Source organism: Sphingomonas floccifaciens (assembly GCF_042681125.1).
Classification (GTDB): domain Bacteria; phylum Pseudomonadota; class Alphaproteobacteria; order Sphingomonadales; family Sphingomonadaceae; genus Sphingomonas; species Sphingomonas floccifaciens.
The window spans coordinates 77,484-97,534 of sequence record NZ_JBHUFC010000025.1; the positions used below are offsets into that span (position 1 = coordinate 77,484).

Below are 20,051 nucleotides of genomic sequence, written 5' to 3' on the forward strand. Positions count from 1 at the left end.
CGCCGGCAGCGCCAGTAGCAGCCCGAACATTACCGCGGCCGGCTGAACGCGCTGATCCCAGCGATAGCCAGCGTGGCCGCCGGCACCGCCGTCTCGGCGAAGCTGAGCCGCAGGTAGCGCACCGAACGCGCCCCGCCGGTGAAGTTCAGCCGCTGCGTCGACAGCGCATAGGCGATATTGGGCAGCTCGCCCCCGCCCGCCGGCTGCCAGACCCGGCCGTCGCGGCTGACCTCGACCATGTAGCCCTTGGGTGGCGAGGCGCCGTCCATAACCTGACGTGAGGGCGTCAGGCTGAAGCCCGCGACCGATTGTTCGGTCCCCATGTCGATGGTGACGACGACCGGCTTGCCCGCGGTGGGCGCAGGCGCGGTCCAGATCGTCTTGGCGTCGTTGTCGAGAAGCTTCTCCGCACCGGGCGCGCTTGCCGAGACGATCCGCCAGGCGGCGGTCGACAGGATGGTCGGGTCGCTGGAGATGATCGCCGGCACCGGCACCGGTGCGACCGATCGGAACAGCGCGACTTCGCTGATCGCCGGACATGCGGTGCCTTCGACGATGCGCAGTTGCAGGCGGCGGGCCGTGACGGGCTTGGGCAAGCGGATGATCCGCTGGGCCGAGATGCATTCGTGGACCGCCAGTTCCTGCCACGTGCCGCCGACCTCGGCATCGACCGCGAACTTGGTTACGCGGATGCCGAGCGGCAGATGCTCGCGGATGCGAATCAGGTCGAAGGGGCGGCCGGGCGGCAGGTCGAGCACCAGGCTGGCGGTGGTGACGTCGTCGGGCGTGGTCCAATAGGTTTCGCGATTGCCGTCGAGCACCTTGGCCGCGGCGAACGCGCTCCCGCGCTCGCTGCTGGCATGGGCGACGGCGCCCTTGGTCAGGTCGGTCGCGAAGCTCGCGCGGATCGCGTCGCCGAAGCTCTTGAGGATCTTCGCATCCTGGTCCGGAATCCGCCCGCGGCGATCGGGCGGCAGGTTGAGGTGCATGTTGGTCCCGCGCGCGACCGAGGTGTCGAAATAGCGGATCAGATTCTCCGGCGAGCGGACCTTCGAATCTTCGTCCGAATGGTAAAACCAGCCCGGCCGGATCGAGGTGTTGGTCTCCGCCGGCCACCACAAAGCACCGCCACGCACGCCCGAATTGCCCTCGGACTGGACATAAGGGTGGTTCGGCATCGTCGGCCAGCACGGATCGCCGGCGATCCCGTCCTCATTCCCCACCCAGCGGATTTCGGCACCCAGCGGATCGAAGGTGCAGGCCATCGGCTGGTACTGGTGGACCAGCGCGATGATACTCGGCCAGTTGTAATAGGACGGCGCATCGATCCGCCGCGTCTCGCGCGCGCCGCCATAATAGCCGTCGCCGCCGTTCGCGCCGTCGAACCAGAATTCGAACAGCTCGCCATAGCGGGTGCAGAGTTCGACGATCTGCTTGCGGAAATAGTCGATGTACGCCGGGCGGCCGTATTCAGGGTGATTGCGGTCCCACGGCGACAGATAGACGCCGAAGCTCAACCCCGCCCGCCGCGCCGCCTGCTCCAGTTCGCCGACGATGTCGCCCTTGCCGTTCTTGTAGGGCGAGTTGCGGATGCAATGTTCGGTGAGCATCGTCGGCCACAGGCAGAAGCCGTCGTGATGCTTCGCGGTCAGGATGATGCCGCGCATGTTCGCCGATTTCGCCGCCGCGACGATCTGGTGGGGGTCGAAATCGGTCGGATTGAACAACGTCGGGCTTTCGTCGCCGAACCCCCATTCCTTGTCGGTGAAGGTGTTGATCGAAAAATGGACGAAGGCGTATTGCTCGTGTCGGTGCCAGGCGAGTTGGCGCTTCGACGGCGTCGCGCCCCAGGGCTTGGGTGCGCCCACCTGCGCCCGGACCGGAAGCGCGGGCATTGCGCTCGCGGCTAGGCCCGAAGCGATCAGGGTACGGCGGTCGAGCGTCATCGTGCGTCCTTCACGGGAATGAGCCAGGTTTCTGCGATCTGTGCGCCGCGCCCGCTGCCGCCCATGCCGGGCGGGCGGGTGAAGGCGAGCTCCAGCGTGCCGTCGGCGGTCGCGGCGGCGGGAATGTCGAATTCCGCCGTTTCCGGGTTGCTGCGACGCTTGCGCGGCGGGTGGATTTCGTAACTTCCATCGGCGACCAGCCGGATCGGAAGCGTGTAGTCCTCGCCTGCGTAGGTGACGGCGATGCGGTAGCGGCGGGTGCGGTCTAGGCCGGTGTAGCGCAGGCGAAGCGGCGCATCGTACAGCGCCTCGGCATAGGTCAGCTGGGCCATCCGCCAACCGTCCGCCATGGTGCGGTCGGCGATGCCGTCGATCGCGGCGCCGAACATCGCGGGATCGTCCACGCCGTTGGTGCCGCGGACGAGATGCGGTTCGGCGCGCGGATTGCCGAGATCGTCGTAGAGCGCGCTTTCTGCCGAGCGGCTGCGATCGGGGCCAAGGTCGACGATCTGCGTGTCTGCGCGGTCGAGGTTCGCGCCGCGTTCGACGTGCGAGGCGCCGAACTTCGCGACGCTCAGCTGTAACCGCGCTGTCGCAAACAGCCGGCCGGCAAGGTCGTCGAGCCGCTGGCGGAGTGCCGCGACCTGCGCGCCCTCCGGCTGCCCCGCGCGCCCGGCGATGGTGCGATGACGGACGAGCGCGTCATAGACGGCGCGGTAACGGAAGCTGTCGAGCCGCCAGTCCGCCGCCCTGCCCGGCCGCACTGCGTCGACCTTAGCGAGCGTCGCGTCGATCCCCACATTCGCCGCCGGATCGCCGACCCAATTCGCCTCCAACCGCGCCGGGATCGCCGCGGCGCGCGCGTCGCCGATGAACATCCGCGCATAGTCGGCCGCGGCGTCCTGCGCGTCATGGCCCCAGCCCAGCCGGAACCACAGCAGCTGGTTGAAGTCGTCCGCGACGCCTTCGGAATAGGTGACGAAGCCCGAGTGCAGCCCGTCGAAATGCCGCCAGATCCGGCTTTGCGCGCCCGGCTGCGGATTGATCGGCTCGCGCCCTTGCGTCAGCGCGAATTCGGGCGCCCATTCCGGAATTGGGAACTGCGCGTGCATCGTGTGCGCGATGTCGGGGTAGAGCAGCAGGCGATAGCGTGCGGGCACCCGCTGGCGTTGGAGCGCGACCGGATCGCGCGTCTGGGGGCCCGCGAACACGCCGGTCAGCCATGCCGGCCGTTTGCCGAGTTCGGCGTAGAACGCTTCCAACCCCTTCGCATCGAAACCTTGCGTCGAGAGCCACACGGTCGCCGCCGGATTGCGCCGCCGCATGACGTCGGCCGCCGCCCCCACCAGCGGGAAGAGCCGTGGCGGAGCGGTGTGACCGGGGTCGCCGCCGGGAACATAGAGATCGTCGACGCGCGGCAGTTCCCCCAGCAGCGCGTCGAGCGTCGCGGTTTCCTTCGCGATCGCCGCCGCATCGGCGTACTCGCCCATCATCGGGTAATAGAGCGCGAACCGCATTCCCAACCGGTGCGCCGCTTCGCCGATCGAGCGCAGGGTCGGGATCGGCGGCTGCGGGAACAGCGGGCTTTTCGGCGCATCGTCGCTGACGGGGGCGATGACCTGCACCCCGCTCGCGCCCCACAGCGCCATGTCCTCGACGCGCCGCTCGAACATGGGGATGGTCCAGGCGTCGAGGCTGTTGTTCTTCGCGCGATAGCCGATCTGCGTCATCCGCACGTCGGTCCGCGGCGCTTCGGCCAGACGGCGCGGGATCGCGACGACGGCGCGGCCGGGCGTAACGTCGGCCTTGCGCAACAGCCAGCCGGCGCCCTGAACCAGCCCCAGCGTGTCACGCGCGCTGATTTGCGTGGCCTTACGATCCTCACGGATGACGAAGCCCGACGCGGTGCCCTCGATCACGAAGCGGATCGGCGCGACTTTCCGATCGCAAGTGGCGACGCCCGTCCCCTCGGCCAACCGCCGCGCGAGCAACGGTGCGGCGACCGGATCGCCGGTCACGCACGCGCGGGCGATGTCGCGTGCCTCCGCCGGCGCGGCGGCCAGCAGGGCCAGTGCCAACGCGACGATCCTCATCCCGGACGACGACCGTTCGACGGCGGACGATCGGCGAGCGCGCGGCCGAAATCGCGGTTGGGCTCGGCGCTCATCGTGAAGCGCAGATGGCCGCCGCGGATCAGCTCGGCGTGCGGAATCCAACTCTTGGTCCACGGTCGCCCGTTCCAGGACACCGCGGTGACATAGGGGGTGGTCGGGCCGTTGCCCGGTGCCTCGATCACCAGCCGCTTGCGGTCCCCCACGCGCAGCTCCGCGCGCTCGAACAGCGGCGAGCCGAAGACATAGACCGCCTCGACCGGATCGACCGGATAGAAGCCGAGTGCGGACAGCACGAACCACGCGCTCATCTGCCCGCAATCATCGTTGCCGATGATGCCGTCAGGGTCGTTCCGGTACATCTCGACGCACAGCCGGCGGACCATCGCCTGCGTCTTCCACGGTGCGCCGACATAGGCGTAGAGGTAGGGCACGTGCTGGTCGGGTTCGTTGCCATGGGCGTACTGACCGACCAACCCCGAAATGTCCGGCGGCGCATTGGCGGGCAGCGTCGAGGGCGCATTGAACAGCGCGTCGACCTTCGCCTCGAACGCTGCATCGCCGCCGAAATGCGCGATCTGGGCGTAGATGTCGTGCTGGTTCAGGAAGGTCGCCTGCCAGCCGTTCGCCTCCGTATAGTCGCGCCACCAGGGCTTGGGCATATGGCCGAGCTGGATCGGGTCGTAGGGCGTCCACCAGCTGCCGTCGGCGAACCGCGGCCGCGCGAAGCCGATCGAGGCGTCGAGCACGTTGCGCCAGTTGCCCGATCGCTTGAACAGCCGATCGGCATCCGCCCCCTGCCCGATCGCCCGTGCGATATGCGCCGACGCCCAGTCGTCATAGGCATATTCCTGCGTCCGACTGACGCTTTCGAATATCTTGTCCGCAGGGACGTAGCCGAGGCGGTCGTACAGGTCGCGGCCTAGTGAATTGTCCTTGTCGGGCGCGGTGAAGTCGAAGCTGCGCTTCTTGATCGCCGGCCAGGCGGCGGCATAGTCGGCCGGGATGCCCTTCGCCTGTGCCTCGGCCAGCGGCACGACGCCGTGCCAGCCGATCATCGTCCCCGTCTCCTTGCCCTGGAGCGGCCAGACGAGCGGGCCATAGGGCGACTGCGCGCTCTGGCGGATCATGTCGTCGACCAGGCTCTTGACCCGATCCGGCGCGATCAGCGTCAACAGCGGGTGCAGCGCGCGGTACGTGTCCCACAGCGAATAGCTGCTGTACGCCGCCCCACCGGCCGGAAGCTCATGGACCTGCCCGTCCAGCCCGACATAGCGCCCATCGACGTCGGAGAAGAGCGTCGGTGCGAGCTGCGCATGATAGAGTGCGGACGACAGGATGACGCGCTGGTCGGCGGTGCCGCCGGTCACCTCCAGGTCGCCCAGCGCCCTCCGCCACGTCTTGCCGGCGCGGCGCCGCACGCGGTCGAAGTTCCAGCCCCGTGCTTCCTTCGCCAGATTGCCGATCGCGCCCGCGACATCGACGCCGGAGATGGCACAGCGGATCAGGATCGGCTCCGCACCCGCATCGTCATGGTGGAGGACCGCCTTCACCCGCTTGCCCGCGACGCGCGTGCTGCCCGCCGCCTGCTCGATATCGCCATCGCCGTAGAAGGTCACACGGTCGGGCGCGCGCGACAGCTGCATCGCGAAATGGATGCGCCGCCCCTTCGCCCAGCGGAATACGCGGCGGCTGCCGGTCAGCGTACCCGCGGCATCGATCGCGATATGCGCCTCGTCGATCAGCGGCTGGGTGTCCGATGTGTCGAGGATCAGGTGGGACAGGTCGATCAGGATATGCCCCGGCCCGGCGGGGAAGCGGTGGCGGTGCCAGCCGACGCGCTCAGTGACGGTCAGTTCGGACTGCACCCCGCTTTCCAGCGATACGCGATAATATCCGGGTTCGGCATGTTCGTCCGAGAAGCGCTGGCGGTATCCGGCGTCGGGGTTGGCGAGCGTGCCCGGCGTCAACTGCACCGGGCCGCGGGTCGGCACGACCAGCACGTCGAGCATGTCGCCGATGCCGGTGCCCGACAGGTGCGTGTGGCTGAACCCCATGATCGAGGTGTCGGTGCGGTGATAGCCCGAACAGGCATCCCAGCGCTCGACATCGGTGTCGGGCGACAGCTGAACCATGCCGAAGGGCAGCGTCGCGCCGGGATAGGTGTGGCCGTGCCCGCCGGTGCCGATGAACAGGTTCGGCCGCGCCTCGCCGTCGCGCAACTTCGCCGCGGCGGGCAGCGCGACGGCGATCGCACCGGAGCCGAGCAGGGCACGACGGGTCAGCTTCATAACTCGGTTCCCAGGATATGCGGGCGTTCGTCGGCCAGCTTCACGATCAATTCGCCGAACAGGCCGTTGGCCCAGGCGAACCAGTCGCGCGTGAACTTCGCCGGATCGTCCTGATCGACGGCTTCGTGGATGAAGCCGGTGCCGCCATCGGTGTCGCGCAACGCCTTCAGGCATTGGCGGACGGTCGTGTCGTTGACTGCCGACAACGCGCGGATCGTCAGCGACATCGGCCAGACCTGGCCGGGACCGACATGCGGCCCGCCGATGCCTTCCACAGCCTTGCCGCGGAAAAACCAGGGGTTGGCGTCACTCCACGCCGCGGCTTCGGTGCGGCGCCACAAGGGGTCTTCGGGCTTCACGCAGCCGAGATAGCCGAGACCCGACAGCGACGGCACATTGGCGTCGTCCATGAAGACCGCATTGCCGAAGCCGTCGACCTCATACGCCCACACTTCTCGCCCGTCGCGCAGGCGCATCTTGCCGTACTGCTGGATCGCGATCTCGACCTCATCCGACAGCGCCTTGGCGTCCATCGCCAGCTTCATGTCGCCGGCCGCCTCGGCCGCGACGACCGCAAGCTCCCGCAGCGTGATGACCGCGAACATGTTAGCCGGGATCAAGAAGGGGTAGAGGCACGCATCGTCCGAGGGACGGAATCCCGAATGGATCAGCCCGACCGGCCTGGTCGGGTTGCCATAGCCCCACAGCAACGTTTCCGACGGCTGGTTGGCGGTGCGGCGGAATGTATAGGGGCCGGGGCCGTCCTTCCTCTGCTGCTCGCGGAAGGTCTGGACGATCAGCCGCGCCGACTTCGCCCAGGTCACGTCGAACGGCCGCGGATCGCGCATCTCACGCCAGTAGAGGTATGCGAGGCGCAGCGCGTAGCAGAGCGAGTCGATCTCCCACTTCCGCTCGGCGACGCCGGGGCGCATTTCCGTCTCGTCCTTCAACGCCCAGGACAGATTGGTCTTGGCTGTGGGGTCTTCCATGAAGGCGTTGGCATAGGGGTCGATCAGGATCGAGCGCGCGTGGCGGGCGATCAGGCCGCGGAACAGCTCGTCGACCTTCGGGTCCTTCTTGATCAGGTGCAGGTACGGCTTCACCTGCGCCGCACTGTCGCGCAGCCACAGGCACGGAATGTCGCCGGTGATGACGAAGCTGTCGGGCCGGCCGCCGACGGTCGACATCTTGACCGTGGTGTCGAGCGTATTGGGATACGCATTCTCGAACATCCAGGCGAGCTTCGGGTCGGCGATCTTCTTTTTGACGCGCTCGATCTCGCGTTCGATCGCTTTGCTGACGAACTTACGCTCGGTGACCGGGGGGCGCTTGGTCGGGATCGCGGGCGGCGCGTCGTCCTTCGCGTGCGCGGGCAGCGCGGCGAGCGCGGCTGTGGCTCCGACGAAGGTCCGACGCGTGATGGTCATTTCGGCAAGTCCCGTGCTTCGCCTGCCAGATTGATCTCGGTCCAGGCGCCCGCGGACCTACCGGGCTGGCCGCCGCCGATCCAGATGCGATAGGCGCCCGGCAGCACCCGGCGCGTGCCATCGCGCAGAACAACACTCAGGGATCGCAGGTCGAGGGTGAGCGACACGTCGCCCGCCTTTCCCGGCGCCAGCGTCGTGCGGGTGAAGCCGGCGAGCTGATGGCGCAGCACCGGGTCCGTGAAGTTCGGGCGCTCGCCGCTGTCGGGCGGGACGACATAGGCCTGGACGACCTCGTCGCCGGCCCGCGCGCCGGTGTTGGCGAGGCGGGCGGTCACATTGACGCCCTTCGCCAGATCGCCTGAGGCGCGGACGTTCTGATAGACGAAGCGGGTGTAGCTCAGGCCGTGCCCGAAGCCCCACAAGGGCTCGCCGGAGAAATAGCGGTAGGTCCGCTCCTTCATCCCGTAATCGACGAACGCGGGCAGGTCAGTCGTCGCCTTGTAGAAGGTGACCGGCAGGCGCCCGCTGGGATTGCTGAGGCCCGCCAGCGTTTCGGCGAGCGCGGTGCCGCCGGCCTCGCCCGGATACCACATCGTCAGGATGGCGTCGGCTAAGGTCGGGTCGACCGACACCGCGCTGCCGCTCGCCAGCACCAGCACGACCGGCTTGCCGGTGGCGCGGACGGCTTTGAGCAGGCGAACCTGCGCCTCGGGCAGGCCGATGTCGGTACGGTCACCGCCGACGAAGCCGGGCACCTGCACCTGCAACGCTTCGCCCTCCAGGTCAGGCGAGAGCCCTGCGAAGACGACCGCGACGTCCGCCGCCTGCGCCGCCGCGACGGCCTCTTCGATCAGCGGCTCGGCGGGCGGCGTCCACAGCAGGCGGATGCCTTCGTCTTCGGAAGTGTGATCGAGCTCCAGGCGGAACGGCACGGGGCGGCCGTCGCTTCGAACGGTGACTTCGACCCGACCCTTCTTCACTTCGCCATCGGCGAGCGGCTTGCCGTCGATCCACAGCCGCACCACATCGTGCGCCTTGCAATATTTCCAGCACGCCGGGACGTCGATCGCCAGCGCATAGGTGCCGGCGGCAGGCGGCACGAACTGGCCGGTCCAGCGCACCCCGAACGGCCCCTCCGCCGGCAGGCCCGGCAGCGGCGCGGCACGGTTGAAGTCGTGGTCGATCCGGCGTTCGGCACGCGTCGCGATGGTCTTGCCGTCGGTCGAATATTGCGCCGTCAGGTCGCGGAAGGCGGTTTCGGGCACCACCACCGGCGCGCCATCGGCCAGGACCGATCCTTGCGCGAAGGTCACGGCGAAGCGCTTCCGCAAGCCCTCCAGCGGCGTGACCGGCGCGATGGCGGTCCCGTGGTAGTTGCCCTGCAACACGCCCAGATCGTCGGCATTGGCGCCAATCACCGCGATCTGCGCGCCGGGCTTGAGCGGCAAGCGCTCGACGTCGTTCTTCAGCAGCACGATGCTCTTGCGCGCCGCCTCCAATGCCAGCGCGGCATGCGCGGGCGTCGCGACCTGATCGCCGCGGATGCGCGACCAGGGCGACGTCGCGCCGAACACGGTGCCCAGATCGAGCCGCGCGGTCAGCGCCCGGCGCAGCGCAGTGTCGATCTCCGCTTCGGTGATCAGCCCCCGCTTCACCCCCGCGGGCAGCGCGCCGTAAGCCGTGCCGCAGTTGAGGTCGTTCCCGCCCCGCACCGCCGCCGCCGCCGCGCTCGCCGCGTCGAGCCGGTAATGCTGGAACAGATGGATGTTCGACACCGCGTCGCAGTCCGACACGGTGAAGCCGCGGAAGCCCCAGTCCTTGCGCAGCCGGTCGACCAGCAGCCCCGACGCCGCGCACGCCGGTACGCCGTGGATCGAGTTGTACGCGCACATCAACGACCGCGCGCCGCCTTCGGTCACCGCCATGCGGAACGCGGGCAGGTAGGTCGCCTCCATGTCGCGCGGCGAGGGCATGACGCCGAAGCCGTCGCGTCCGGCTTCGGGGCCGCTGTGGACTGCGAAATGCTTGGGCGTCGCGATGACTTTCGGGTGCGCGGCGTCCGGCCCCTGCAAGCCGCGCACGAAAGCGGTGCCGATGCGTCCGGTCAGATAGGGGTCTTCGCCGTACGTCTCCTGCCCCCGCCCCCAGCGGGGATCGCGGAAGATGTTGATGTTGGGCGACCAGATCGTCAGCCCCTCGTAAATGCGACGATCCGCGCCGACGGGCTTGCGGTTGAACTTGGCGCGCGCCTCGGTCGCGACGACGTCGCCGACGCGGGCGACCAGCGCGGCGTCCCATGTCGCCGCCATGCCGATCGCCTGCGGGAAGACGGTCGACGGCCCGCTGCGGGCAAGCCCGTGCAGCCCCTCGTTCCACCAGTCATAGGCTGGCAGCCCCGCCGCCGGGTCGGCCGGCGCGCTCGACTGGAGTTGGGCGGCCTTCTGCTCCAACGTCATCGTGGCGATCGCGGCCCCGACCGGATCGGCGGCCTGGAGCAAAAGCGGCAGGATCATCGGTTGAGGCTCCGCAGCGTCAGTGCCTTGGCGAGCGTCGCGGCCGTGGCGGCGGAGGCGACCTCGACGGTCATGCTTTCGCCCGGCAGCAAGTCGAAGCCGTTGTCGCTCGGCTGGGCCACCACGTCGCCAAAATCGAGCATCACCGCCCGTGCCAGATTCCCCGCGCGCACCGTCACCCGCTTGCCGACCCAGGTCGCGGTCAGTTGCGGATCGGGATAGGCCATGTCCTTGGGCAGCGCACGCTCCACGATCGTGCGGCTGACGAGGCGGTTGACCCGCTGCAACCCGTCCTGTTCGAAGCTCTCGCTCATCAGTTCGGCGACGGCATAGCTGTGCGTTGGATCCGCTGTGCCGAACAAGTCCGCGTCGGGCACCGTCACGACCGTCGCGGCACTGAGCGGCGCCAGCGCGGCTTCGGCCTCCCGCGTGGCCAGCGTGGCACCTGTCATGTCCCGCACGGTAACCCGCCACCGCGCCTGCACCGGCGTGGTCGCGTCCGACACGACCGAAACCTGCGTCGCGCCGCCCTTATGCTCGGCGACGATCGCCTGGGGCGCGAAGAAGCGCTTCGCCTCGAAATTCAGCAGCTTCCACCGGCCGTACCAGTCGATGCTCGACCAGCTGATCGCCGGCCAGGTGTCGTTGAGCTGCCAGTAGAGCGATCCCAGCGTCACCGGACGGCAGGCGCGGTGGTGGCGCGCGGCCATGCCGATCGCCTGCGCCTGGTTGACCTGCGTCAGGTACACGAAATCGGCGAAGTCCCTCGCCGGCCGCAACCGCTCGCGCAGATAGAGTTCGAGGCGGGCATTGCCCTCCCCGGACAGGAATTTCTGATGCGCCTTCAGTACCGGACTGTCGGGCTTCAGATCACCCGCGCCTGCGAACTGCCGGATCGTCGCCAGGTTCGGCATCGCCTGAAAGCCATATTCGCTCATGAAGCGCGGACAGGTTTCGAGGTAACGCTCGACCGGCTTCGATCCCGACCACACGTCCCAGAAATGCCGGTCGCCGTCGCGGTCGGTATCGGTCGGGCCTTCGTAATCGGTCGAGGGCGACCCCGGCCAATAGGGCGTGCCCGGCGACATGCGCGTCACCGCGTCGCGCAAAACGCGGTCGAACAGCACCGCCATGCCGACGCCGATCCGCTCCTGCTCGTCCGGACCGACCGCCTTCTTGAAGGCCTTGCGGTCCGACCAGTTTTCCCAGCCCGACAGCACTTCGTTGTTGCCCGCCCAGACGACGACCGAGGGATGCGCCTGCAACCGCGCGACCTGTTCCTCGGCTTCGGCGGCGACGCTGTGGCGGAAGGCGGCGTCGGGGGGCGTCACCGCGCCGCCGAACATGAAGTCCTGCCAGACCATCAGCCCCATCTCGTCCGCCATGTCGTAGAAGGCGTCGTCGAGATAATAGCCGCCGCCCCACACGCGGATCATGTTCATGTTCGCATCGCGCGCGCCCTGCAGGACGGTGCGGATCTGCTGCGGTGTGACGCGCGAAGGGAAATTGTCGAACGGGATCAGGTTCGCGCCCTTGGCGAAGACTTCGGTACCGTTGATCTTGAACCCGAAACTTCCCTTGTCCCGGATCAGTTCGACCGTGCGCAGCCCGAAGCGACGTTCAGCGCGATCGTCCCCGCCCAGATCGGCGGCGATTCGGTACATCGGCTGCGCGCCATAGCCGACCGGCTGCCAGCGCTGCGGCTGTGCGATCGTCACCGGCAGGGTCACGCGGTTCTCACCCGGTGCCAGAGCAACTTCGCGCTCGACCGGCACCTGACGCCCATCAGGCGCGGTCACGACGGCGTGGAGGGTGCGGCGAACGGCGGCGTCGGCGACAACGGTGAGCGTGGCGGTCACGCGCGCTTCATCGCTGGTCAGTGCATCCTGATCGATCCGCATGGTGTCGATCCGCGCGTCGTCCCACGCCTCGACCCGCGCCGGACGCCACAACCCCAGCGTCACGATCCGCGGACCCCAATCCCAACCATATTGGTACTTCGGCTTGCGGATGTATGGTGACGTCTGCTTGCCCTTCGGCTCGTCGCCGAACGCGCTGTCGTACTCGCCGGGGAGCGGGTTGACCTCGGCCAGCACCATCGGTTGCAGCCGCTTGATCGGCGACGCGATCGCGACGGTGATCTCGTTGCGCCCGACCTTCAGCAACGGCTTCGCATCCGCCCGCCAGCGACGGTGGGCATTGTCGGCGGTGAGTAGCTTCTGCCCGTTGACGCTGACGACCGCGAAGGTGTCGAGCCCGTCGAACACCAGGTCGAGATGATCGCGCGCCAGCATCGCCGGGGTCACCTCTATCACCGTCCGCCACTGCCAGTCGGTCAGCCCCGCCCACTGGATCGCCGCCTCGTTTACGCCAAGGAAGGGATCGGGCACCCGCTTCGCCGCGATCAGATCCTGCTGGACGCTGCCGGGCACGGTCGCAGGGAGCCAGGCCGCTTCCTTCGGACGCGTCTTCGCATTGGCGTCCGTCGGATCGATCCGCACCTGCCAGCCGCGGTCAAGCTGGACGACGGTCTTCTCCGCCGCAAACGCCGACGTCGACGTGAGCAGCAGCGCGGCAACGAGCGCAAACCTCACTTGGCACCTTCCGTCAGCGTGACCCGGCCGACCGTGTAATAGGGGTCGGCGATCGGGGAGGTGAACTGGAAACAGACGTCCTGGTCGCCCGTCAGCCCCGCCGGGAAAGTGCCGTCGAAGCTGAACTTCTGCGGCGCGGTCTTCGGGTCAGGCAGCGGGAAGGCGCCGGCTGCGATCGGGCGGGCGGTCTTGTCGCCGGCCTTGCGCTTTTCGGCCGCCGCGATGCAGCCGACCTGGACCAGCAGTTCGCCGTGCGCGGAGACGTTGTAATGCTCGCGCACCATCCGCGCCTCGTGCGCCAGGCCATAGTGGCGCGCCAGGCGAACGACCTCGACCTTGTATCCCGTCGCCACGTCCATCGGCACGTCGGGATCGAGGATACAGGTGTCGAACAGGTTGATGTTGTAGACCGGCGCATTTTCGGTCGCGTCCGAGCGCAGTGGCGGACGGAGACCCAGGCTGCCGGCCGGACAGGCCTTCAGCTCCGGGTTGATCCGGGTGAGCAAGCTGACGCGCGAGGTATCGAAGGCCCGCGGGGCGGACGTCGCGAACCCGCTCGCGTCGAAGGCGGCGGCGCGGACGATCGTACCGGACTTGACCGTCAGCGGCGCCGCATAGGCTTTCGACCGCGCGGTCGGGGTGCTGCCGTCGGTGGTGTAGCGGATCGTGCCATAAGCGACCTGCGCCGACAGCGTCAGCGGCACCGCATTCTTGCGCAAAGCGTCGCCCCGCCCGCCGGGAATCGTGAAGTCGACCGCGAACGGCGTGTCGGCGACCTGCACGCCGTTCGTCCGCCAGCGATCGGCCTGCCGCATCAACCGCGGCAGGAAGGCGGCGAAGTTCTTGTCGCCCTTCGGCGTCCACGCGATCTCCGCCAACGCGCCCGCCCGCGGGAAGGCGTGGTGCTGCAACTGATACGGCGTGACGATATATTCGCTCCACAGATTGCCCTGCGCGCCGAGCACATGGTGCGCGCGGTCGGGCGCGATGGCGGCGGGCATCGGGTCGTATTTATAGACGGCTTCGAGCGAGTTGATGTCGTAACGCCCCGGCGGCTCGTCGCGGCGCAATGTCTGCGTCTGGTTGAGGTACAGCGGCCCGCCCGGCGACATGACGACGTCGTGTCCGGCATTGGCGGCGTCGATCCCGCCCTTTTCCCCGCGCCACGACATGACCGCGGCCGACTGCGGCAGCCCGCCCTCCAGTATCTCGTCCCAGCCGATCAGGCGGCGGCCCTTGGATTGCAGGTAGAGGCCGAACTGGTCGATCATCCAGCTCTGCAGCGCTTCCTCGTCCTTGATGCCCAGCGCCCTCATCTGCGCCTGCACTTCCGGACTGCGCTGCCACTGGTCCTTGATCGCTTCGTCGCCGCCAAGATGGATATAGGTGCCGGGGAAGATCGCCATCAGCTCATCGAGCACGTCCTTGACGAACTGGATGCCCTTGGGACCGGGGTTGAACAGATAGGGCTCGATGCCCCAATTGTTGCTGACGACCGGCGCGTCGCCCAGGATGCCGAGCTCCGGATAGGCCGCGACCAGCGCGGTCGCGTGGCCGGGCAGGTCGATTTCGGGGACGATGGTAATGCCGCGTGTCGCCGCATAGGCGACCAGATCCTTCAGCTCGGCCTGGGTGTAGCTGCCGCCGACCTTCTCGGTCGGGCGCGCGCCGCCAGTCCATGGCGGCAGGCGCCAGCCGCCCACTTCCGTCAGCTTGGGATATTTCCTGATCTCGACGCGCCAGCCCTGGTCGTCGCTCAGGTGGATGTGCAACGTGTTGAGCTTCACCGCCGCCATCTGGTCGACCATCGTCTTCACGACCGGGATCGGCTGAAAATGCCGCGCGACGTCGAGCATCAGCCCGCGCCACTTGAAGCGCGGCGCATCGTCGATCGCCTGCGCGGCGATCAGGACGGGCTTGCCCGTGTTGCGGTCGGGGCTGGCGAGCTGGGCGAGCGTCATCGCGCCATAGAGCAGGCCGCGGTCGCCCGACGCAGCGATGGTGACGCCACTGCGGGTCACGGTGAGGCGATAGGCTTCGTCGCCGGCGATGCTCGCGTCACGGACGAAACGGATCGCGCCGTTGGAGGCGTCGGTGAGCGTCAGACCGCGCTGGGTGCGGACGACCTCGGTCAGGATGCGCGCCGCCGCGTCCGCCCCGCGGTCGCCGGCCGGGATAGCGACCCCCGCGTTATTCGTCAGGGTGAAGCCCGGACCGCTGGCAGGCGCGATCTTCGCCGGCATCGGCAGCAGAGCCGCCCCGGTCTGCGCGATCGCCGTCCCACCGGGCAGCGCCATCGCTACCGCAACCGCAACCGCCGTCATCGCCTGCTTCGACCAGCCCGACATACCCGCCCCTTTTGCGTTACCTTTGCCGCGCGATCGTGTGTGTCACGAAGCGGGCGCGACAGACCATAAAAAAGCCGCCCGCAGGCCGGAACCCGCAGGCGGCAGAGAATCGAGACCAGCCGAGGAGAAAAGTGCCGGCATCGAGTAAGTGAAACTCCGTCGTCGATGGGTCGTCCGGGCGGCGGCAATGCCACCCGGACGATGCCCGATCACATCCGCAGCGTCGCGCCGATCGAGAAGACGCGGCCGTTCTTGTACAGCGACGTCGGATAGCGCGGGTCGCTGCTGTACTGGTAATAGGTCTCGTCCAGCAGGTTCGACGCGTTCGCGGTCACCTGCACCTGATCGGTCAGGTTGTACGAGATCTGCGCATCCAGCTGGCGATAAGCGTCGGTGTAATCCTGGCTCGACTGACGGCCGAAGCGGTAGAAATACTTCGAGCGACGGTTGTAGCTGACCCGTGCCTGGAACGGCCCGTTCTCATAGTAGGGCTGGATGGTGACCGTGTTGCGCGACAGGAATGGCAGGCCGGTGGCGAACGGCGTCTGCGCATCGGCGAAGGTATAGCTTGCCTGGATGCCGAAGCCCCACATCAGCGACGTATTGCCCGACAGCGAGAAACCGGTGACCGATGCCTTGCCGCCATTGACCGGGCGCGAGATTGAATAGGTCAGCGACTGGCCAGTGACGGTGTTGGTCAGCGACACGCCGTCCTGCACTTCGTTGCCGACATAGTTCGAGATGTCGCGGTAGAAGACTTCGCCCGAGAGGAAGCTGGCCGGCGCGAAATACCACTCGGCGGACAGACCGTAATTCGTCGCCGCATAGGGCTTTAGGTCCGGGTTGCCGCCGCTACCGGTACGGGTCTGATCATTCAGCGACAGCGAACCGGCGAGGTCGCTGTAGCGAGGCCGTGCAATGACCTTGGCGGCCGCCGCGCGAAGAACGACATCCTCGCCCGCCTGGAAGATCACGTTGGCCGACGGCAGGAAGCGCGTCTCGTCATTCTTCAGCGTGGTCAGTGCGTTACGACCGGCGCTCGAAATGTAGAAGGTCGATCGGTCGCTGGTATTGACCAACCGGCCACCGACGTTGCCACGGATACGGCTGCCCAGCTCGAAATTGGCTTGGAGGTACCCGGCGCTGATGTTTTCGCGAACGCGCCAATAATCACCGGTCGACAGACCGCGATCGACCGTGAAGTTGCCGTACTTTTGCAGCGCCGCCAAGATACCGGCCTGACCCAGGGTCGCGTATGGCGTCCCGTTACCAGTCGTACTCAGCCCGTCGTACAGGTCGCTGGGGTGCACGAAATAGTCGAGATTGGCGAGCGTGAAATTCTGATTGGTATAGACGGCGTTGCTGTACGTCGTGTTGCCGTTGAGGTGGCTGACATAGCGGCCGCCGAACAGGATTTCGGTCACCGGACCGATGTTCAACGGATGCTTGAAGTTGACTTCGCCATATCGCTCGCTGTCGGTGGTGAAGCCCGACTGCAGAGGAATGCCGCCGATCTGACGACCGAAGAAGGTCCGGCCGTCCGGCGCCGTGATGTTGGTCCCACCGCTTGCCGTGAAGTTGCTCAGCCACTTCGTCGGGTCGCTGGCCGGCGATGCCCAGTTGACGACGGTGTCGCGACCGTTTGCACCGGCGGTGAAGCCCATCTGCGTGCGGAAATCGAGCAGATATTCCGGATCCTTGCCGCCCGACGCCTTGGTCCAGCCGATGTTGCCGGTGATCGACCAGTCGCCCGGCGTATAGTCGAAGAGGAACGACAGCGAGTCGTTCTTCAGGCGGGTACGACGATAGTAGGTGTCGAGCTGGCCGGTCGCACCGGTGCCCGACGTGATGCCGGTGAACGTCGCAGAATTGACGACGCCGGTCTGTCCGTTCGTGCCAGGAATAAAGGTCGCCGCGGTCAGACGCGACCCTTCGAACCCGTAGGTATATTCAGAGTTGGAAACGTTGTCGTAGTTGCCGCGGATCATCATGCCGGTGAAGGTCATGGTGAGGTCTTCGGCAGGACGAACCGAAATCGCCCCGTTCAGGCCGATACGCTGACGCTCCTGACGGAAGAACTCATGCGCCAGGAACGAGGCATAGCGCGATGCACTGAAGGCCGCGATCGTCGCCGCGTTCGGCAGCGAACCGTTGATCGTCGCACCGCTAGCGACGGTATTGTTCGGACCGGCATAGACGATGTTGCCGTTGGCATCCTTCGGATAGCTTTCCAGCAGCGCAGCACCGGTACGGTACCAGTAAACCGCGACGCCGGCGCGGCTCAGCTGTTCCTTGTCGTAGTTGCCCGACAGGGTGACGCCGAACGTCTCGGCATCGTTCTTCCAGTTGACCAGCGCCGAGCCGCGGAAGCTGCCGCGATTGGCGCGGTCGTTATACTCGCCGCCGGCGTTCACCGCGAGCGCACCCGACTTCAGGTCGCGGTCGAGGGGCTTGCGCGTGACGATGTCGACGGTGCCGCCGATGGCCCCTTCCTGCAGGCGCGCTTCGGGTGTCTTGTAGACAACCGCCTGCTTGATCAGCGTCGGCGAGAGCAGCGAATAGTTGAAGGTGCGGCTCGACCGGTCTGACGGGTTGCCGCCCCAGTCGGCCGAAGCGACCGAGTGGCCGTCGATGGTCACGCGGTTGAGCGCCGGCTCGGTGCCCGCGATCGACAGCTGCTCGCCTTCGCCGAACTGGCGGTCGACGGTCACGCCGGGCAGACGCGCCAGCGAGTCGGCGATGTTGCTGTCGGGCAGCTTGCCCACGTCTTCGGCCGAGATGACGTCGACGATCGAATTGGCCTCGCGCTTCGTTTCCAGCGCGTCGGCGATCGAGCGGCGGATGCCGGTGACGACGACTTCGCCGCCCTCGTCCTGCTGCGTTGGCACGGTCTGAGCGCCGGCGGCCCCGCCGAAGCCGATGAGCGCGCCGGTCAGCGCGGTGGTGAACAGAATCGTCTTGCGAAGCGACATGCGCCAATCCCTCCCCAGACATCACCCCAGCAGATGATGCCGTGAACCCCTGCGCCGTCCAGCTGGCGGCCCCCTCCCGCATCGTCCCCGCCATGCAGGTCCTATTCGGTGGTATCATTTGTATAACCAATCTAAACCACGTTGGAAATGAAAAATTACAAATCTGTTTCAAATATGAAAAAGTAACGAATTCCGTAGGGTTTCCATATTGCCCACCGCAACGAAACTGGCACATTTCGGTCCGGCAAAAGGGGTGCAGGGAATGAGCGTTCAGCTGGAAATTTGCGTCGAGTCGCCGGCCGGTGTCGCCGCTGCCATCGCGGGCGGTGCCGATCGAATCGAACTGTGCGCCGCGCTGGATGTCGGGGGGCTCACCCCATCCACCGGATTGCTCGCAGCCTGTCGCGAAGCTGCGGGCGATTCGGGGATTCCGATCTTCGCGATGGTTCGCCCGCGTCCGGGCGATTTCGCCTATGACGCCGCCGAAGCCGCACTGGCGAGGCGCGAGGCGATGGCGTTGATCGATGCCGGTGCCGATGGGCTGGTGTTCGGCGCCTGCGCCGGCGGCGCCATCGACGAAAATACAGCTATTTCATGGATTTCTGCGGTTCGTGATCATGCCGGACAGCCCCTCCCCTGCACGTTCCACCGTGCGATCGACCTTGCCGACGACCTGCCGGCCGCGGCGGAACGGGTCGCTGCAATGGGGTATGATCGAATCCTGTCATCAGGTGGCGCGATCCGCGCCATAGATGGCGTCGACACTCTAGCCGCGATGATCGCGCGGGTCGGCGATCGTATCACGATCATGGCCGGGTCAGGCGTTTCTGCGGCGACAGTGCCGGCCCTGACGGCAGCGGGGGTGCGAGCGTTTCACGGCTCGGCCAGCCGGCCCTCCGGGCGACTCGACGACCGTGTCCGCGACCTCGGCTTCGCCGCTTCACCGCGACGCGTCACCGATACGGAACTGGTCGCCGAACTGCGGGAAGCATTATCCATGACCATTCTGTGACATTGGCTTTACATTGGTATTATCATAAGGCATTATCCATGTAATAGCCGCAAGCGGGGGCCTGCGGCGGGATGGCGGGACAATCGATGTTATCTGACAAGATCGGCCGCTTCCGCACAGACGACAGCGCGCCGCTGTACCTCCAGCTTCAGGTGCTGATCCGACACGGGATCGAGGGCGGAGCGATCCGTCGCGGCGACGCGATTCCCGCCGAGCGCGACCTGGCCGAGGAATATGGCATATCCCGCATCACCGTCCGCAAGGCGATCGAGGGACTGGTCGAGGACGGACTGCTGACCCGCCGCCGCGGCATGGGCACCTTCGTCGCCGGCACCGGTCGCGTCGAAAAGAGCTTCTCCAAATTGTCGTCGTTCAGCGAGGACATGATCGCGCGCGGCCGCGTACCGAGCAGCAGCTGGGTGTCGCGCGCCGCCGGCACGGTCGATCCCGAAGAGGCGATGGCGCTGGTCATGTCGCCGGGCGAGGCGGTGCTGCGCTTCAACCGCATCCGCTATGCCGACGACGTGCCGATGGCGTTCGAGGCGACGACCATCGCCGGCTTCTGCCTGCCCTCGGTCGAGGCGGTCGGCGACTCCCTCTACGCGGCGCTCGATGCCGCGGGCAATCGCCCGGTGCGCGCGCTGCAACGCCTGCGCGCGGTGCCGTTCGGTGCGGAGCATGCGCGGATGCTGGGCGTCGACACCGGCCATCCGGGGCTGCTGATCGAGCGCCGCAGCTTCCTGCGCGACGGTCGCGCGGTGGAACTGACCCGGTCCTATTATCGCGGCGACAGCTACGACTTCGTCGCCGAACTGTCCGACCTCTGAGAGAGACCAT

At 67.2% G+C, this 20,051-nt stretch carries 10 protein-coding genes; 2 read left to right on the forward strand and 8 right to left on the reverse strand.

The window, feature by feature from the left end; genetic code table 11:
* Positions 1–29 precede the first annotated feature (29 nt).
* The 8 genes from ACFSC3_RS19745 to ACFSC3_RS19780 all read right to left on the reverse strand — a co-directional run bounded on the left by ACFSC3_RS19745 (position 30) and on the right by ACFSC3_RS19780 (position 18,202).
* Complete coding sequence (locus ACFSC3_RS19745) at positions 30–1,946, reverse strand: alpha-L-fucosidase (RefSeq protein WP_380942004.1); 1,917 nt, start codon at positions 1,944–1,946, stop codon at positions 30–32.
* Positions 1,943–4,039 carry a hypothetical protein gene (locus ACFSC3_RS19750; protein ID WP_380942006.1) on the reverse strand — a complete coding sequence of 699 codons (2,097 nt, stop codon included), beginning with the start codon at positions 4,037–4,039 and terminating at the stop codon, positions 1,943–1,945. The genes ACFSC3_RS19745 and ACFSC3_RS19750 overlap by 4 nt, the downstream gene beginning before the upstream one ends.
* Positions 4,036–6,348 carry a GH92 family glycosyl hydrolase gene (locus ACFSC3_RS19755; RefSeq protein ID WP_380942008.1) on the reverse strand — a complete coding sequence of 771 codons (2,313 nt, stop codon included), beginning with the start codon at positions 6,346–6,348 and terminating at the stop codon, positions 4,036–4,038. The genes ACFSC3_RS19750 and ACFSC3_RS19755 overlap by 4 nt, the downstream gene beginning before the upstream one ends.
* Positions 6,345–7,775 (reverse strand): glycoside hydrolase family 125 protein, encoded by a 1,431-nt coding sequence (locus ACFSC3_RS19760; protein ID WP_380942010.1) that lies wholly within the window; start codon positions 7,773–7,775, stop codon positions 6,345–6,347. Before ACFSC3_RS19760 ends, ACFSC3_RS19755 begins: the two co-directional genes overlap by 4 nt.
* The gene (locus ACFSC3_RS19765) at positions 7,772–10,288 is read right to left on the reverse strand and encodes a glycoside hydrolase family 3 C-terminal domain-containing protein (protein ID WP_380942012.1); all 2,517 of its coding nucleotides are present in this window, start codon (positions 10,286–10,288) and stop codon (positions 7,772–7,774) included. The genes ACFSC3_RS19760 and ACFSC3_RS19765 overlap by 4 nt, the downstream gene beginning before the upstream one ends.
* Positions 10,285–12,882: a beta-mannosidase gene (locus ACFSC3_RS19770; protein WP_380942014.1), complete on the reverse strand. Its 2,598-nt coding sequence runs from the start codon at positions 12,880–12,882 to the stop codon at positions 10,285–10,287. The genes ACFSC3_RS19765 and ACFSC3_RS19770 overlap by 4 nt, the downstream gene beginning before the upstream one ends.
* A complete protein-coding gene (locus ACFSC3_RS19775; protein ID WP_380942016.1) occupies positions 12,879–15,230 on the reverse strand; it encodes a beta-N-acetylhexosaminidase in 2,352 nt (783 codons plus the stop codon). Before ACFSC3_RS19775 ends, ACFSC3_RS19770 begins: the two co-directional genes overlap by 4 nt.
* 209 nt (positions 15,231–15,439) lie before the next feature.
* Complete coding sequence (locus tag ACFSC3_RS19780) at positions 15,440–18,202, reverse strand: TonB-dependent receptor (RefSeq protein WP_380942018.1); 2,763 nt, start codon at positions 18,200–18,202, stop codon at positions 15,440–15,442.
* 262 nt (positions 18,203–18,464) lie between these two features.
* On the opposite strand from ACFSC3_RS19780, the gene ACFSC3_RS19785 reads away from it, so the two are divergent.
* The gene (locus ACFSC3_RS19785) at positions 18,465–19,214 is read left to right on the forward strand and encodes a copper homeostasis protein CutC (protein ID WP_380942020.1); all 750 of its coding nucleotides are present in this window, start codon (positions 18,465–18,467) and stop codon (positions 19,212–19,214) included.
* Between the two features lie 86 nt (positions 19,215–19,300).
* Positions 19,301–20,041, forward strand: coding sequence for a GntR family transcriptional regulator (locus tag ACFSC3_RS19790; RefSeq protein ID WP_380942022.1), 741 nt, complete (start codon positions 19,301–19,303; stop codon positions 20,039–20,041).
* The last annotated feature ends 10 nt before the right edge of the window (positions 20,042–20,051 follow it).

What these genes read in the sequence shown, in the direction of transcription:
- ACFSC3_RS19745 (WP_380942004.1), bottom strand. Translation starts at nt 1,946, where the DNA reads ATGACGCTCGACCGCCGTACCCTGATCGCTTCGGGCCTAGCCGCGAGC.
- ACFSC3_RS19750 (WP_380942006.1), bottom strand. Translation starts at nt 4,039, where the DNA reads ATGAGGATCGTCGCGTTGGCACTGGCCCTGCTGGCCGCCGCGCCGGCG.
- ACFSC3_RS19755 (WP_380942008.1), bottom strand. Translation starts at nt 6,348, where the DNA reads ATGAAGCTGACCCGTCGTGCCCTGCTCGGCTCCGGTGCGATCGCCGTC.
- ACFSC3_RS19760 (WP_380942010.1), bottom strand. Translation starts at nt 7,775, where the DNA reads ATGACCATCACGCGTCGGACCTTCGTCGGAGCCACAGCCGCGCTCGCC.
- ACFSC3_RS19765 (WP_380942012.1), bottom strand. Translation starts at nt 10,288, where the DNA reads ATGATCCTGCCGCTTTTGCTCCAGGCCGCCGATCCGGTCGGGGCCGCG.
- ACFSC3_RS19775 (WP_380942016.1), bottom strand. Translation starts at nt 15,230, where the DNA reads ATGTCGGGCTGGTCGAAGCAGGCGATGACGGCGGTTGCGGTTGCGGTA.
- ACFSC3_RS19780 (WP_380942018.1), bottom strand. Translation starts at nt 18,202, where the DNA reads ATGTCGCTTCGCAAGACGATTCTGTTCACCACCGCGCTGACCGGCGCG.
- ACFSC3_RS19785 (WP_380942020.1), top strand. Translation starts at nt 18,465, where the DNA reads ATGAGCGTTCAGCTGGAAATTTGCGTCGAGTCGCCGGCCGGTGTCGCC.
- ACFSC3_RS19790 (WP_380942022.1), top strand. Translation starts at nt 19,301, where the DNA reads ATGTTATCTGACAAGATCGGCCGCTTCCGCACAGACGACAGCGCGCCG.